Annotated in this window: 14 protein-coding genes; 12 read left to right on the plus strand and 2 right to left on the minus strand. The window is 37.9% G+C overall.

Features of this window, described 5'->3' with window-relative positions; genetic code table 11:
- The gene (locus tag RDV78_02780; GenBank protein ID MDS1029428.1) at positions 1-2,352 is read left to right on the plus strand and encodes a DNA internalization-related competence protein ComEC/Rec2; all 2,352 of its coding nucleotides are present in this window, start codon (positions 1-3) and stop codon (positions 2,350-2,352) included.
- Between the two features lie 2 nt (positions 2,353-2,354).
- Here RDV78_02780 and RDV78_02785 read toward each other — a convergent pair whose 3' ends face one another.
- Entirely contained in the window at positions 2,355-3,395 is a 1,041-nt protein-coding gene (locus RDV78_02785; GenBank protein MDS1029429.1) for a rod shape-determining protein, read from the minus strand.
- Positions 3,396-3,525: 130 nt separating this feature from the next.
- Between RDV78_02785 and holA the strand changes: the two genes are divergently transcribed.
- Positions 3,526-4,557 (plus strand): DNA polymerase III subunit delta, encoded by a 1,032-nt coding sequence (gene holA, locus RDV78_02790; protein ID MDS1029430.1) that lies wholly within the window; start codon positions 3,526-3,528, stop codon positions 4,555-4,557.
- Between the two features lie 60 nt (positions 4,558-4,617).
- Here holA and rpsT read toward each other — a convergent pair whose 3' ends face one another.
- The gene (gene rpsT, locus RDV78_02795) at positions 4,618-4,884 is read right to left on the minus strand and encodes a 30S ribosomal protein S20 (GenBank protein ID MDS1029431.1); all 267 of its coding nucleotides are present in this window, start codon (positions 4,882-4,884) and stop codon (positions 4,618-4,620) included.
- Between the two features lie 150 nt (positions 4,885-5,034).
- Between rpsT and RDV78_02800 the strand changes: the two genes are divergently transcribed.
- From RDV78_02800 to dnaJ, 10 genes are all read left to right on the plus strand, one after another.
- On the plus strand, positions 5,035-5,376 hold the full coding sequence (locus RDV78_02800; protein MDS1029432.1) for a phage holin family protein: 342 nt from the start codon (positions 5,035-5,037) through the stop codon (positions 5,374-5,376).
- Positions 5,377-5,488: 112 nt separating this feature from the next.
- Entirely contained in the window at positions 5,489-6,583 is a 1,095-nt protein-coding gene (locus RDV78_02805) for a stage II sporulation protein P (GenBank protein ID MDS1029433.1), read from the plus strand.
- Positions 6,584-6,650: 67 nt separating this feature from the next.
- Positions 6,651-6,932 (plus strand): hypothetical protein, encoded by a 282-nt coding sequence (locus tag RDV78_02810; GenBank protein ID MDS1029434.1) that lies wholly within the window; start codon positions 6,651-6,653, stop codon positions 6,930-6,932.
- Between the two features lie 66 nt (positions 6,933-6,998).
- Positions 6,999-8,807 carry a translation elongation factor 4 gene (gene lepA, locus RDV78_02815; protein ID MDS1029435.1) on the plus strand — a complete coding sequence of 603 codons (1,809 nt, stop codon included), beginning with the start codon at positions 6,999-7,001 and terminating at the stop codon, positions 8,805-8,807.
- A gap of 8 nt (positions 8,808-8,815) precedes the next feature.
- The gene (hemW, locus tag RDV78_02820) at positions 8,816-9,946 is read left to right on the plus strand and encodes a radical SAM family heme chaperone HemW (protein ID MDS1029436.1); all 1,131 of its coding nucleotides are present in this window, start codon (positions 8,816-8,818) and stop codon (positions 9,944-9,946) included.
- Between the two features lie 112 nt (positions 9,947-10,058).
- The gene (gene hrcA, locus RDV78_02825) at positions 10,059-11,090 is read left to right on the plus strand and encodes a heat-inducible transcriptional repressor HrcA (protein MDS1029437.1); all 1,032 of its coding nucleotides are present in this window, start codon (positions 10,059-10,061) and stop codon (positions 11,088-11,090) included.
- A 112-nt stretch (positions 11,091-11,202) separates the two neighbouring features.
- Complete coding sequence (locus RDV78_02830) at positions 11,203-12,777, plus strand: TCP-1/cpn60 chaperonin family protein (GenBank protein MDS1029438.1); 1,575 nt, start codon at positions 11,203-11,205, stop codon at positions 12,775-12,777.
- Positions 12,778-12,793: 16 nt separating this feature from the next.
- Positions 12,794-13,384, plus strand: coding sequence for a nucleotide exchange factor GrpE (grpE, locus tag RDV78_02835; GenBank protein ID MDS1029439.1), 591 nt, complete (start codon positions 12,794-12,796; stop codon positions 13,382-13,384).
- A gap of 78 nt (positions 13,385-13,462) precedes the next feature.
- Positions 13,463-15,280, plus strand: coding sequence for a molecular chaperone DnaK (gene dnaK, locus RDV78_02840; GenBank protein ID MDS1029440.1), 1,818 nt, complete (start codon positions 13,463-13,465; stop codon positions 15,278-15,280).
- 58 nt (positions 15,281-15,338) lie between these two features.
- On the plus strand, positions 15,339-16,484 hold the full coding sequence (gene dnaJ / locus RDV78_02845; protein ID MDS1029441.1) for a molecular chaperone DnaJ: 1,146 nt from the start codon (positions 15,339-15,341) through the stop codon (positions 16,482-16,484).
- Positions 16,485-16,573 lie beyond the last annotated feature (89 nt).

Below are 16,573 nucleotides of genomic sequence, written 5' to 3' on the forward strand. Positions count from 1 at the left end.
GTGCAGCGTTTTATAGTTTGGGGAGTTTCCGCCTATATTTTAGGTATTCTAGCTATCCAAAACAATATTTATCTTTTTACAGTTTTATTTCTAGGGGAATTATGGCTTTATTCTGTATTTATAAGCCCTAAAGGTCTAAGACAAAGGAATTTACTGCTGTTCCTTAATGTTTTTGTGCTTTTAGGCTTAGGCAGGACAATTTGGATTAATAAATCGTTAGAAACCTTACCTATAAATCCAGGAAAAGAAGTTACTTTTCAAGGACAAGTAAGAGCCGAACCTCAGTATTATTCAGGCCGCACTGTCTATGTAGTTAATTTGCTGCAGACTAACGGTAAGCTTAGTCGGAAAAAAGTTTTAGTTAATGTGGTGGATACTAAGCCGTCGCCCTATGAGTACGGAGATATCTTAAAGATAACGGGAAAAGTAGAGCTGCCGAAAAGAGCTAAAAATTCAGGTGAATTTGATTATCGATGGTATTTAAAACGCCAAGGTATTTTAGTGCAAACTTATCTAAGACCTAGCCAAATAAATTTAATTAGACAAGATTTAGGTAATCCTTTGTACAAGCTTGCCTTGTTGGTTAAAGCAAGAACAGAAAGAACAGTGAACAAGTATTTGCCCCAGACAGAGGCTAATATTTTTAATTCTATTTTCTTTGGCGATAAAGGGTTGCTGACTGATGAACAAAAGGATATGTTTTCCCGGCTGGGGATTATGCACGTTTTTGCAGTTTCTGGCTCAAATGTGGCGGTAGTTCTACTGTTTCTCCAATATTTGAGTATACTGTTGCGGCTAAAGCCCACATTGGATAAAACCTTGCTCATTTGTGGCTTAGGATTCTATGCTTTACTTACAGGTTTATCAGCAGTTGTCCTGAGAGCAACCCTAATGGCCATGGGTATTCTATGTGCTAAGTGGTTTTTGCGCCAATGGGATTTTTATAGTGGTTTAGCCGGGGCTGCCTTACTTATTTTACTTATTAATCCTTTAACCTTATTTGACAGCGGTTTTCAGCTTTCCTTTACAGTTACTTGGGGGCTAATTTACCTAGGTGCTTTATTTAATGGTATTGGAAAATCCCTTCCCTTTTTCCAAACTTACCTGGCACCAGTTTTAACTGCCCAAATTGCTACTCTGCCCTTAACAGCTTATTACTTTAATCTTATTTCTTTGACAGCTGTATTGACTAATTTAGTTGTTGTTCCGGCAATAGGAATATTGGTCTTACTAGGTATGGGTGTATTGATTCTAGTGCTGATTTTTCCCCCTTTAGCGGTGCCTTTTATTTATAGTTCCGGTTTTATACTAAAAATATTAGTAGCTTCCCTGATGTGGCTGGGAAAGTTTCCTTGGAACGCACTGCCCGTCAAAACTCCCAGTATTTATTTAATCATAGGAATTTTCCTTTGTTTAATTGCTTTAGTGGAAATAAAAAAGAAGCAAGAAATTGAGCAAAAATATCCGCAAGCTATACCCATAGTATTAATAATTTTCCTGCTGCTTAATGTGGGCTATTTTGTACCTAACTACCGACAACCTAATTTAGAAGTAACTTTCATTGATGTTGGACAAGGAGATGCAATTTTTATTGCTACTCCAAAAGGGAAAAAATTGCTCTTAGATGGAGGAGGACAAAATTTTACAGGAGCTTTTAATGCTGGAGAAAAAATTGTTGTACCTTATTTAATTAGAAGAGGAATTTTCAAACTCGACGGTATTATCAGTTCTCATCCTGATACAGACCATATTTCTGGCTTATTTCCTGTACTTGAAACTTTAAAAATAAATACTCTCTTCATCCCTCCAACTGCATCTTTTGGCCAGGAATACAAAAATCTTATTAAATTGGCTCAAAATGAAGATTGCAGAATCCAAGAACTTACAGCCGGACAAACCATTAAGCTGGATGAGGGTAAAGTGCTTTTGGAAGTCTTAAATCCTCCTGGCAAGAAGCTTGAAACTACTAAAAGTACCAGCAATAACAATAGCTTAGTAATTAGACTTGTGTATGGTAAAGCAACTTTTTTACTATCTGGTGATCTGGAAGAGGAGGGGATGGAACAAATTTACCAACAAAAAAAACTACTGGAAGCAGTAGTATTTAAAGTGCCCCATCATGGCAGCAAATATGCTTTTCATGAAAATTTCTTAGGCCAAATTCATCCCCAAATTGTTGTATTTACAGTTGGTAAAAATAATTTTGGTCATCCGGCAAAGGAAATAATAGATTACTGGCAGCAGCAGAAAGTAAGAATTCTGCGTACAGATTGGGATGGAGCTATTACTTTTCGCACCAACGGCTCAAAAATATATGTACAAACAATGGGACGGGAAAAAGTTGCTGATTAGGATTATGCATGATATAAAGCAAGTTTAGTTAAAGTGCTCATGTGGCGGATTATTTTTCCTGTCCCTATGGCTACACAGGCCATTGGGTCCTCAGTTATGACAACGGGCAAGTGCATTTCTTGGCTAATAAGTTGATCCATATTTCTTAAAAGAGCTCCACCGCCAGACAAAGTAATGCCTCGGTCAATAATATCAGAAGCCAGCTGAGCAGGAATTTTTTCATAGATTCTTTTAATTCCCGACAGCATGTTGGTAATAGGCTCTTCCATTGCTTGAGTTACTTCTTCTGCTGTTATTTCCATAGACATGGGAAGACCATTTTTTAAGCTTATACCTTTAATTTCAGTGCGCATTTGAGGGTCAGGATTTACGGCAAAACCCATTTCAATTTTAATATTTTCTCCTGTCCGTTCACCTATTTCCATGCGGTAATTCCTTCGGATATGTTCAACAATAGAATGATTTAATGCGTCGCCGCCGCTTCGTACGGAAATACCTTGAACAATGCCTCCTAAGGCAATAACTGCTATTTCCGTAGTGCCCCCCCCTATATTTACAATCATACTTCCTACAGGATCTTGTACTGGAAGATCCGCACCAATAGCTGCTGCTAAAGGTTCCTCTACTAAAAAAACCTCTTTGGCACCAGCTTGTTGAGCTGCCTCCACTACGGCTCTTTTTTCAACTTGAGTAGTTCCAAAAGGAATACTAATAATGACTCTAGGTTTCAGTAGTGGATTTTTCCCTAAAATTTTTTCAATAAAATAGTTAATCATTTTGCGGGTTGCTTCAAAATCTGCTATTGCTCCTTCTCTTAAAGGACGGGTTGCAATAATATTACTAGGAGTACGGCCTAACATTTCTTTAGCAGCAGAACCTACGGCTAAAACGGAATTAGTATTAGTATCTATGGCTACAACAGATGGTTCTCGAATCACAATACCTTTTCCCTTTACGTAAACTAAGGTATTGGCTGTTCCTAAATCTATGCCCAAGTCCCTGGTGAGACCAAAACTCCAAGATGGTTTAAGTTTTATGACCAAGGTTTTCACGTCCTCTAATTAACGTATTTTGATATATTTAGTATCTGTGTTTTCTTGCTTGGGATACATGGAAAGATTTTAATCTTTTATGTTAAAATAGGAACATGAACAAATCTGGGGTGTTTATAAAATGAATTATCATGATTTTAAATCTAAAATTACTGCAGGCCAAATAGCTCCTATTTATCTTTTCCATGGAGAAGAAGAACATTCAAAAGAAGAAGCTGTAAATTTTTTCAAAAAAGCTGTCTTAGGTGATTTACAAGATAATATGGCCTTAGAAATCCTAGGTGAAGATAATTCCCTAGAGAGTATTTTAGAAGCTGCTAATACTTTTCCCTTATTTACCCACAAAAAATTAGTCTTAGTGCAAAATTCCACTTTGTTTTTAACTAAGAAAGGTCAAAATAAGGCGGAGGAAACTGGTAAGGAAAAAGAGCTTCTCACCGGCTATTTAGCAAATCCTTCACCATTAAGTAAGATAGCTTTTGTTATAAAAGGCAAAGCCGACAGCAGAAAAAAACTTTTTCAAGTTTTAGCTAAACAGGACTTAACCATCGAATTTAAACAGTTAAGAGGGCAGGAACTCCTTAATTGGACTAAGGGAAAGTTTTTAGAAAGAAAGAAAAAAATTAATTATGCTGTCCTAGATTACCTTTTAGCCTGCCAAGGAAATAACTTAGCAGTACTTCAACAGGAAATAGATAAAATTTGCTTATACTTAGGAGATGAAACAGAGGAAGTACCTTTGGAAGTAGTACAAAACTTAGTTAGTAAAACATCTCAAACTACTATTTTCAACTTAGTAGATGCTTTTGTTGAACAAAAGGGAGCTAAAGCAATTCAGTATTGCCGCGACTTAGTCAAAATGGGCGAACCGGAAATACTAATTGTCTATATGCTGGCTAGGCAATTTCGCTTAATCTTAGAAGCAAAGCTTCTTTTGGCTAAAGGTTATCATCAAAGCCAATTACCGCAAATGCTCCAGACTCAATCCTTTACAATTAGTAAAGTTGTGAAGCAAGGACAGCGTTACCATGTTCCTGAGCTAATTAGCAATTTAGAAAAACTACTAGAGTTAGATATTGCTTTAAAAACAGGACAAGGAAACCGCAGCATGCTTTTAGAGTTGACAGTAGCAGAACTATGTAAAGGAACATAGAAGCAAAACAAAAAGACCTGAAAACAGGTCTTTAATTTTGCTTAATTATAATCTCTTTAATTAGCTTGCGGAGGTGTTAAACAATTTCTGCAAACGAGATTTTTTTCTGGCAGCTGTATTTTTGTGAATTAAACCTTTGCTAGCTGCTTTATCCACAGTCCGAAGAGCACGGAGTAAAGTAGTTTTTGATTTTTCTAGATCCTTGCTTTCAACGGCCTCAACAAAACGCTTAATTACTGTTTTTAAGTTAGATTTTAAAGCTACATTTCTTAAAGTACGTTGACGAGCAATTTCAACTCTTTTAGAAGCAGATTTGATATTAGGCACAGTTCCTGTCACCTCCTTAAAGCAAAAAGACACATATGCAATAATTAACAGAATACATTTTATCATTTATATAAGCTAAAAGCAAGTATTACTTTGTAAGTATATTTTCAATCAATAAGGGTTAAAAATATACTAGAAGGAGGTGACATAATGGCAAGCAATATTTTAGGAACAATTATTAGATTTATTGTTTCTGCACTAGTGTTACTAGTCGTAGGTTGGCTGCTGCCCGGTATTACCGTTAATGGATTTACAGGGGCACTTTTAGCAGCTATTGTAATTGCAGTTTTAGGTTATATTGTTGAAGCTATGCTGGGTAAATCCATTTCCCCACGTAGTAGAGGAATTGTCGGATTTATTACGGCTGCTGTAGTTATTTACTTAGCTCAATTCATAGTTCCAAATTACTTGAGTGTAAATATCTTAGGAGCGTTGCTGGCAGCTTTTGTTGTTGGAATTATAGATGCCTTTGTACCAACAGAAGTTAGATAATTTATTAAAAAAAAACAAACCTTAGTACATCTGATGGTTTGTTTTTTTTTTGTTCTAAAGAATTTACTCCTTGCATATGTTAAGGTATGTGACTTATCTGGAGGGACATACCTTGAAGCCTATATTTATTGTACGCACTTCTTTTAAAATTAAAAATATTGTTTTTGGTTTTGTAAAATTAGCTGCATTAATTACAATAGCTTGGCTATTAGGCAGAGGGTTTGCATTTGCCGTTGAAGCACCTTTTTCTATGTTGGACAAGACGTTGGGCAAAATAGTTACGGTTAACAATTCCAAACACATACTGCTGGAAACAATGCCTATCCTTTATCCTAGTGCCGATCTAGAAAAAGATGCTGTAAACAGTATTATCCCCAACCCTAAAAATCTATTCCTATTTCTAACTAATCCTAATATAAATGGACCAGGGGATTATTTAGGATCTGAATTAAAACTTCTGAAATCAACAGGGGATGAGGCGGCAGCCGTTTCTACAGGTATTTATGCAGATACGGAAGAGGAGTATATTCCAGAACTTCAACCAGAATCAACATCATCGGAACTTTTATCTAAAGAGAATATGAAGAACTTAGAAAAAAATGGAAATCCCTTAGTAGCAATTTATACAACACATAATGCAGAGACATATATTCCTACTGATGGAACGGACAAACTGGAAGGACAAAATGCAGGTATTTCCAAAGTTGCAGCTACCCTGGCCCAAGCTTTAAAAAATAGACAAATAGAAACAATTCGAGCCACAGTTATTCATGACTACCCAAGCTTTCCTAAGTCTTATAATAACTCGGAAAAAACATTTCGCACAATGCTGCAGGGAAATAGCAGCTTAAAAGTAATTATAGATGTGCACAGGGATGCGGGAGTTAAAAAAAGAGAAGTAGTCAAAATAGATGGTCAAAAAGTGGCTAAAATTATGCTTATCGTAGGCAGCAACGCCCGTCTTAAGCACCCTAATTGGCAGCAAAACAAAAAATTTGCAGCTGAAATCGTTAAAAAAATGAATCAAATGTATCCCGGCCTATCCAAAGGCTATCGAGTACAAAGCGGTAGGTATAATCAACATCTTCATTCTCACGCCATTCTAATTGAAGTTGGTAGCGCCAAAAATTCCCTGGAAGAAGCCGAAAGGTCCGTAAGTTTGTTTGCCGATGTTTTAACTGCTATCTTAGCCGAAATGAAAAATTAAAAATGTATTATTAGCCGCATAATTGGAAAATGCTAGAGAAAAGTTGTTTTTTACAGGGGGAATGGAAATGCGGCTATTGAAATTTGTTCTAATACTGCTAGTCATAATGGTTGTGGGTTTAAATATGGCGGGACAAGGTGTAAAAAAAGTTGTGGGCAGTGGCGATTGGGAAGTTCTTGGCTGTAGATTTCAGGAAGAAGAGGTGGCACTAACTTTTTTGAATAAAGCTTATACAATTGATTATACTCCTGTTTTAGAAACAGCCGCCTTAAGCAAAGAAATAATGGAAAAAGTTAAAGTACAAGGAGAAGATCTCTGGAAGTCCCTTCTTAGCTTGCTAGGGATATAAAGTGGTGATATAATCCAATAGAGATAAGTTTGAGTATGGATGTTGGAAACTTACTGGAGGTCTAACATGACACAAGATTGGCAAAAAAAAATTCGTAACTTTTGCATTATTGCTCATATAGATCATGGAAAATCTACTTTAGCAGACCGTTTATTGGAATATACCGGCGCTTTGTCGGAGCGGGAAATGGAAGAACAGGTCTTAGATAAAATGGACCTAGAAAGGGAACGAGGCATTACTATTAAGCTGCAAGCGGTGCGTTTAAATTATAAAGCCCAGAATGGAGAAACTTACCTGCTTAATTTAATTGACACACCGGGACATGTGGACTTTACTTATGAAGTTTCTCGTAGCTTAGCAGCCTGCGAGGGTGCCTTGCTGGTAGTAGATGCAGCTCAAGGCATAGAAGCTCAGACCTTGGCTAATGTCTATTTAGCACTAGAACATGATTTAGAAATAATTCCTGTTATCAATAAAATTGACTTACCCAGCGCTGAACCGGAAAGAGTAAAACAAGAGATTGAAGATGTAATTGGCCTTGATGCTAGCGAGGCTATTTTAGCATCTGCCAAAACAGGAATTGGAACAAAAGATATCTTAGAAGCTATTGTGCATAAAATTCCTCCTCCAGAAGGGGATGTAAAGGATCCTTTAAGAACTTTAATTTTTGATTCCCATTTTGATGCCTATAAAGGAGCAATTCCCTATGTACGCATTATGGAAGGTACTGTGTACAAAGGCATGAAGATTAAAATGATGGCAACTGAGGCTGAATATGAAGTTAACGAAGTAGGTGTTTTTACTCCTGCTTTAAAAATAGTAGATAAGCTGGCAGCAGGTGAAGTTGGTTTTATTACTGCCAGCATAAAAAATGTTAAGGATACTCGAGTTGGAGATACAATTACGGAAGCGGAAAATCCAGCAGCATCTCCTTTGCCTGGTTACCGTAAAGTAACCCCCATGGTTTTTTGCGGTTTGTATCCAATCGAAACTAACCAGTATGATAATCTTCGTGATGCTTTAGAAAAATTGCAGCTAAACGATGCTTCCTTAGTTTTCGAACCAGAAACTTCTACTGCTTTAGGTTTTGGTTTTCGCTGTGGTTTTCTAGGTTTGCTGCATATGGAAATTATTCAAGAAAGGCTGGAAAGGGAATATGGACTCCAGCTGATTACCACTGCTCCCAGCGTTATTTATCGGGTAACAAAAACCAGCGGTGAGGTTGTCATGGTAGATAACCCTACTAATTTACCGGAACCAAATTATATAGAGACAATCGAAGAACCTTATGTCAAGGCTTCCATTATGGTTCCTAGCGATTTCGTTGGAGCTGTAATGGAACTTTGCCAGGACAAAAGAGGCACTTTTGGCAACATGGAGTACTTGACTACTAACAGGGTGATGCTAATTTATCATTTACCATTGAGCGAAATTATTTTTGATTTCTTTGATCAATTAAAATCCAGAACAAAAGGGTATGCTTCTTTTGATTATGAGCTGACAGGTTATCGCCAATCTAATCTGGTCAAGCTGGACATCATGCTTAATGCGGAAATTGTTGATGCTTTATCTTGTATTGTCCACAAGGATAAAGCCTATTACCGGGGCCGAGCTTTGGCAGAAAAACTGCGTAAAATTATTCCGCGTCAAATGTTTGAGGTTCCTATTCAAGCCGCTATTGGTAATAAAATTATTGCCAGGGAAACAGTTAAAGCTATGCGGAAAGATGTATTGGAAAAATGTTATGGAGGGGATATCTCTCGGAAAAAGAAACTCTTAGAAAAGCAAAAAGAAGGAAAAAAGAGAATGAAACAAGTTGGTTCTGTAGAAATACCTCAGGAAGCTTTTATGGCTGTTCTGAGCATTGAGGACTAAGAGTAGTTATGGGCGTAGGTCTTTATTTACATTTCCCTTTTTGTTTACAAAAGTGTAACTACTGTGATTTTTTATCCTTCCCTGCTGATAAGTATACAATATCCACATATTTAAAAGCATTAGCCAGAGAGATGGAACTTTACCAAGAACAAGGTGCTCCCTGGAAAATTGATACGGTTTATCTAGGCGGGGGAACTCCTACTGCATTAGAATCAGAACAATTGGTCCAGGTGCTAACAAGGTGCCGGGACTTTTTTAGTTGGGACCATGTTACGGAAGCTACTGTAGAGGCAAATCCTGGTACAGTGGACTTAAATAAACTTCAGCAGTTAAGGTGTCATGGAATAAACAGGATCTCTTTTGGAGTCCAATCCTTTGATGATGAATTATTGCAGAAGATGGGGAGAATTCACACCTCAGCCCAGGCTAAAGAGGGTCTTAGGCTAGCTAAAAAAGCAGGTTTTAACAATCTTAGCTTAGATTTAATGTTTGGACTGCCAGGCCAGACTTTAGGGCAGTGGGAGTTAACTATTAAAGAAGCATTAAGGATAGGTGTTCAGCATATTTCTGCTTATGGGCTAAAAATTGAAGAGGGAACTCTGTGGGGAGATTTAGAAGAGCAAGGTCAAATCAGTTTGCCTGAGGAAGATGTGACTTTGGAAATGCGCCAACTTGCTAATGAGCTCCTTGAAGCTGCAGGCTATAATCACTATGAAATTTCCAATTATGCCTTACCAGGTTTTGAGTCCCAACATAATTTGGGATATTGGCAGTATAAAAGCTTTTTAGGACTGGGATTGGGGGCTAGTTCCCAAATAGAGAACAGACGATTTATGAATGAAAAAAATTTGCCCGCTTATATTCAAGAACTTAACCAGAACCGTTTTCCTATAGCGGAAGAGGAAAAACTATCTGAAAAAGAAATGATGGGTGAGCAGGTTTTTTTAGGTTTACGTTTAGCTCAAGGGTTAGATTCCAAAGCATTTCAAAGAAGATTTAAGAAAGAAATTGAAGACGTATTTAAAGAGGAGCTTCAAGAATTACTAAAATTTAAGCTGGTGGAGTTTAATGGCAAATATTTGCATTTAACTCCTAAGGCTGTTCCTATTGCTAATCAAGTTTTCATGTATTTTGTTTAAGAAAGCTGGTTTATAAATCTTGACAAATTAATATGAGAGTGATACGTTTTAATTATAAATCTTAGCACTCGATAAGGAAGAGTGCTAACAAAAAGTGGTGAGAGGCATGCCGATGGACGAGCGGAAGAAGAAAGTTCTTCAATCTATTATTCAAGATTACATTGCTACCGCAGAACCCGTTGGATCTAGGACAATCGCCCGAAAATATAATTTGGGTGTGAGTCCCGCTACTATCCGAAACGAAATGGCAGATTTGGAGGAATTAGGTTATATTGAGCAGCCCCATACGTCTGCAGGTCGAATTCCTTCCGATTTGGGCTACAGGTACTATGTAGACTGTTTAATGGAAAAGCAGGAACTTAATCAAGCAGAAAAGGACTATATAGATTTTTGTTTTTCGCAAAAACAAAAGATGGAAGAAATCCAAAGTGTGATTAAACAGGCTAGTGAACTTTTATCAGAAATGACTCATTATACGGCTATGATTGTAGAACCCCAGTGGGATAGACTAGTTTTTGAGCATATTCAGCTTCTGCCTTTAGGCCCGGGAGTAGCTTTAATGGTAGTCGTCATTAATTCCCGCATTATTCAGCATTATATTTTAAATATACCCGAAAGCATAAGTGCTGCTGATTTAGAGAAAGTTAGTTTAGCCTTAAATCACAAATTTAAAGGATTTACTTTAAACCAGATTAAGCAGGATCTTCTCTTAGATGTTTTGCGTGAAAATCAGCAGTATAAGGAAATTATCGACAATGTCCTAGGATTGTTTCAGCAGCTTAACAGTCTAGCATCCAAGGAAAAAGTTCACTTAGGAGGAACCTTAAATATTTTTAACCAGCCTGAATTCAAAGATATTGACAAGTTGCGGGATCTATTAAGTTTGCTGGAAGAGAAGGAGATTTTAAAAGATATTTTAACCCGAGAGACAAAAACAGGGTTAACAGTAAAAATTGGTGGAGAAAATAAACATGAGGGTATTACAGGCTGTAGTATTATTACGGCTTCATACCAGATAGATGGGGAGATTTTAGGTTCTATTGGGCTTTTAGGTCCTACCAGGATGGCTTATTCCAAAGCTATTTCCTTAGTAGAGTACGTGACCCAAAACCTTTCTCTGGCATTAGCTAAGCTAATAAAGTAAGAAATTTTGCTGACAGGCCTGAAAAGATGGAAAGGCAAGAAGAATCATGTTCCTTCCTGCCTTTTTCCGCTTGTCTAAAAGTAATTTTGGTAAAAGGAGCTTAAGATTCTTAATGAGTGTTAAACAAGTGAGTGAAAATGCCGAAGTAGATGAAAGTTTAGCTGCTTTATCTACAAATGTTAGTGCTGTTCGAGCTATATCCAGCGCAGTTGAAGGAACCTTAGGACCTAAGGGTATGGATACTATGTTGGTAGATCAATTTGGCGGCGTTGTCATTACTAACGATGGTGTAACAATTTTAAACTTAATGGAAGTCAATCATCCTGCGGCCAAAATGCTAATTAATATTGCCAAAGCTCAGCAAGAGGAAATTGGAGATGGTACCACTACGGCAACTATTATGGCAGGCAGTTTGGTTAGTGCAGGTATGGAGCAAGTCCTAAAAGGGGTTCCAGTAGCTAAAGTTGTAGAAGGACTTCGCTTAGGTGTGCAAGAAGGTCTTGATTTTTTTCAACTGCAGGCTAAGAAAATAAAAGATTTGAAGGACCCTAGTTTAAAGCAAATTGCCTTGGTAGCAGGACGTGGTTATGCTGAGATAGCAGAATTGGTAGTTAATGCTGCCAATTTAATCGGTCAGGAAAAATTGCTAGAACCCCATTTTAAGTTGGCTGAAACCGTAATAGCTCAAGCAGGTGCCCAAAATGAAGTGTTCGAAGGCGTCATTATTAATAAGGAATGGATGAATGCAGAAGTTGAAGCAGATTATATAACTAATGTTAATCTATTAATCATAGATGATGCTCTAGAACCAGAGGAAGTTGAAGAAGAAGCCTTAGCTACTGAAGCTGGAGTAAGGCGCTATTACGAATTACAAAATGAGTTTATCCACAATTTAGGGAAAATAATTGATTTACAGGTAAAATTAGTCTTAGTTGACAGAGGCGTTTCACCTTTAGCTGAGGAAATTTTAACTGATGCAGGAATAGTAGTTTTACAGAGAGTAGCCCACAAGGAATTGCGCAAAGCAATGGAACATTGTGGTGCCCGTTTTATTAAAAGAACGGGTTTGAAAAAAGAAAGTACTGAACTAAAAAAATACTTAGGCAAGGCTCAGACAATTTACTTAGATCAAAAGTTAAAACAGGTTCGGATTATCGATGGCTGCGGCAAACCTACGGCCAGCATTTTGGTTGGAGCTGCCACAGAAGAAGTTGTAGACGAGATGGAGAGAATTGCCAAAGATGCAGCTAGTGCAGTGCAGGCAGCTGTAAAAGGTGGCATTGTGCCTGGAGGAGGTGCCGTTGAAATAGCAGCAGCCTTGGCTGTCCAAAATTCCCGCCAAAAAGCCAAGGGAATGGCAGCATATGGGGTAGATTGCGTTGTGGAAGCTTTAAATAAGCCCTTTTGCCAGATAGTGGCCAATGCCGGATACATGGCTTTAGAAAAGCAGCAAGAAGTAATTACAGCCCAAAAATCTCAAGAAAATATAGCGTTGGCTTTAGATTGTGAAACTGGTGAAATTACCGATATGTTTGAATTAGGAGTAGTAGACCCTGCTTTAGTTAAAATACATGCCTTAAAAGCTGCCGGTGAAGTGGCAGAGGCTATTTTAAGGATAGACACTATTATCAGGATGAAAGAAATAAATCCTAGTCAGGAGACGAAAGCGGGAAATATAGAGTTTTAAAGGGAAGGTGACCTAGTTGGCAGAGAAAAAAGTAGAAAAAGTAGAATTGGAACAAGAGCAGCAAGCAGAAAATGCTGAAAACATGGAAGATTTAAAAATGGAAGATTTAAAAGATGAGGAAACAGTTGAAACACCAAGTGCAGACGATTTATTAGCGCAAATTCAAGCTAAGGAAAAAGAAAATGAAGAATTATTCAATCGGCTGCAAAGATTACAGGCTGATTTTGATAATTTCAAGAAAAGGTCTCGTAAAGAATTAGAGGATATGGCCCGTTATGGAGCGGAACGCCTAATTTTAAGTATTTTGCCCAGTATGGATAATTTTTCCCTGGCGTTAGCTGCTGCAGAAAAAGGTGGAGATGCGGCAAAATTTATGTCAGGTATGGATATGATTTATCGTCAGCTTATGGAAGCGTTAGAAAAAGAAGGACTAAAGACCATTGAAACTTTAGGCCAGCCTTTTGATCCTGAAAAGCATGAAGCTGTAATGCAAGTTGAAGCAGAAAATCAGGAACAAGATAATCAAATTGTTGAGGAATTGAAGGTTGGATATACTTTATACGAAAAAGTAATTAGACCTAGTGTTGTTAAGGTTGCCAAATATTAAAACTTTTAAGTTTATTACATATTATATTTGATTAGATGATTAATTTCCCAATAGCAATTTGAAGAAGGAGGAAAAATAATGGGTAAAGTTATAGGCATTGATTTAGGAACTACTAACTCCTGCGTTGCAGTAATGGAAGGCGGAGAAGCTACTGTTATCACTAACGCGGAAGGAAATAGAACTACACCATCTATTGTTGGTTTTGCTAAAAATGGTGAGCGTTTAGTTGGCCAGGTAGCAAAACGCCAGGCTGTTACCAATCCTGACAAGACAATTACTTCAATTAAAAGACATATGGGTACTAACTATAAGATAAATATTGATGGCAAAGACTATACACCTCAGGAAATTTCAGCTATTATATTACAAAAGCTAAAATCCGATGCAGAAAGTTATTTGGGAGAAAAAGTTTCTCAAGCTGTTATCACCGTACCTGCCTACTTTACAGATAGCCAGCGCCAAGCAACTAAAGATGCTGGTAAAATTGCAGGCTTAGAAGTTCTTAGAATTATTAACGAACCTACTGCTGCTGCTTTGGCTTATGGCCTAGATAAAGGCGATGATGATACTATTTTGGTCTTCGACTTAGGCGGAGGTACTTTTGACGTTTCCATTTTGGAACTTGGTGATGGCGTATTCGAAGTTAAAGCTACCAGTGGTAACAACCGCTTAGGCGGAGACGATTTTGATGAAAGAATTATGAATTACCTGGTGGACGAATTTAAGAAATCCAACGGTGTTGATTTAAGTAAAGATAGGATGGCTATGCAGCGTTTAAAAGAAGCTGCTGAAAAAGCAAAACATGAACTATCCAGTGTTATGACTTCTAATATTAATTTACCTTTTATTACAGCAACAGAAGAAGGACCTCAGCACATGGATATTACATTAACTAGAGCCAAATTCGAAGAATTAACAGCCGACTTAGTAGAAAAAACAATGGGTCCCACGAAACAGGCTTTATCAGATGCAGGCCTAAAGCCAGAAGAAATTAACAAAGTTATTTTGGTAGGGGGTTCTACTAGGATTCCAGCAGTTCAGGAAGCAATTAAAAAATTAATTGGCAAGGAACCTCACAAAGGTGTAAATCCTGATGAATGTGTTGCTCTTGGTGCTGCTATTCAAGCAGGTGTTTTAACTGGAGAAGTTAAAGATGTGTTGCTTCTTGACGTAACTCCACTATCCTTGGGTATTGAAACTTTAGGTGGTGTCTTTACAAAACTAATTGAAAGAAATACAACTATTCCAACATCCAAAAGTCAAATCTTCTCTACTGCTGCCGATAATCAGACTAGTGTTGAAATCCATGTGCTGCAAGGTGAACGGCAGATGGCGGCAGACAATAAAACTTTAGGTAGATTTAATTTGACAGACATACCACCTGCTCCCCGCGGCATTCCACAGATCGAAGTTAAATTTGATATTGATGCTAACGGTATAGTTCAAGTTTCTGCTAAAGATTTAGGCACTGGTAAACAACAACAAATTACGATTACTTCTTCCGGTGGCTTATCAGATGCTGATATTGAGCGCATGGTTAACGATGCCGAAAAATTTGCTGAAGAAGATAAGAAACGTAAAGAAGAGGTAGAAGTTCGCAACCAAGCAGATGCTTTATTATATCAAACAGATAAAACTCTAAAGGAATTTGAAGGCAAGGTTGATGCAGCTGATGCGGAAAATGTCCGTAAGGCTAAAGAGGAGTTAGCGGAAGCAGTTAAAGGAAATAATATTCAAGATATTAAGCAAAAGACAGAACAGCTTTCCCAAGCAATTTATGCAGTAACAACTAAAGTTTATCAGCAAACAGGAGCCCAGCAGGGTACAGGTGAAGCACCAAAAGATGATAATGTAGTAGATGCGGACTACGAAGTAGTTGATGACGACAAAAAATAAGCTGAACTAGAACCAGCATTGGGAAATCCCTTTTGGATTCCCAATAAGGGGTGAAAGAATGCAGAAAAGAGATTACTATGAGGTTTTAGGTGTAAATAAAGATGCCAGCCAGGATGAAATAAAAAAAGCCTATCGTAAGCTGGCTCGAAAGTACCATCCTGATGTAAACCCAGGCGATAAAAGTGCAGAAGAGAAAATTAAAGAAATCAACGAAGCTTACGCAGTTTTAAGCGATCAGGAGAAACGGGCCAGCTATGACCAATTTGGCCATGCCGGTGCCTCAGGTCAAGGCTTTGGAGGCTTTGGTGGAGGCAACGCTGACTTCAGCGGCTTTGGCGATATTTTTGATATGTTTTTTGGAGGTTTTGGTGGCCGTGGACAGCACCGTGGCCCCCAAAAAGGCGATGATGTTCGCTATGATTTGCATATTACCTTTGAAGAAGCTGCCTTTGGGGTAGAAAAGGATATTGAAATTCCTAAAATGGAAGAGTGTTCTATTTGCCATGGCTCCGGTGCTGAGCCTGGTACTACTCCAGAAACATGCACCGTATGCAGTGGAACTGGTCAAGTTCGTATTACTCAAAATACACCGTTAGGACACTTCCAGACTATTAAAACCTGCCACCACTGCAACGGCACCGGAAAAATAATTAAGAATCGTTGTCACGCCTGCAAAGGGCGAGGCCAGGTAAGTGTGACGAAAAAAATTCATTTAAATATCCCGGCTGGAGTAGACAATGATTCCAGGCTCCGTGTTTCCGGGGAAGGGGAATTAGGTACTCTAGGCGGGCCACCTGGGGACTTGTATGTTTTCATTGTGGTGAAGCCTCATAAAATGTTTAAACGCCAAGGCTATGATGTATATTGCGATTTCCCAATAAGTATTGTGCAGGCATCTTTAGGGGACGAACTGCAAGTGCCAACTTTAGATGGCAAAGTGAAATTAAAAATTCCTGAAGGCACACAAACGGGAACATCTTTTCGCTTAAAAGGGCAAGGTATTCCCAAACTAAGAGGTTCAGGCAGAGGGGATCAACATGTAAGGGTTAATGTTGTTATTCCCACAAATTTAACAGAAAAACAAAAAGAGCTGTTACAACAATTTGCCCATACCTTAACAAGAGATAACCTTAAAGCTAAAGAAAAAGAAAAAGATAAAGATAAGGGTTTCTTTGATCGAGTTAAAGATGCTTTTAAAGGATAAATTATGGCGGGTTACCGGACAGATGGAAGCTGTCCGGTATAATACCGCATTTTTCATTTTTTAAAAATTTTAGGTAAGGAGCTTCGATC

The organism is Bacillota bacterium LX-D (assembly GCA_031628995.1).
GTDB lineage: Bacteria > Bacillota > DUOV01 > DUOV01 > Zhaonellaceae > JAVLUO01.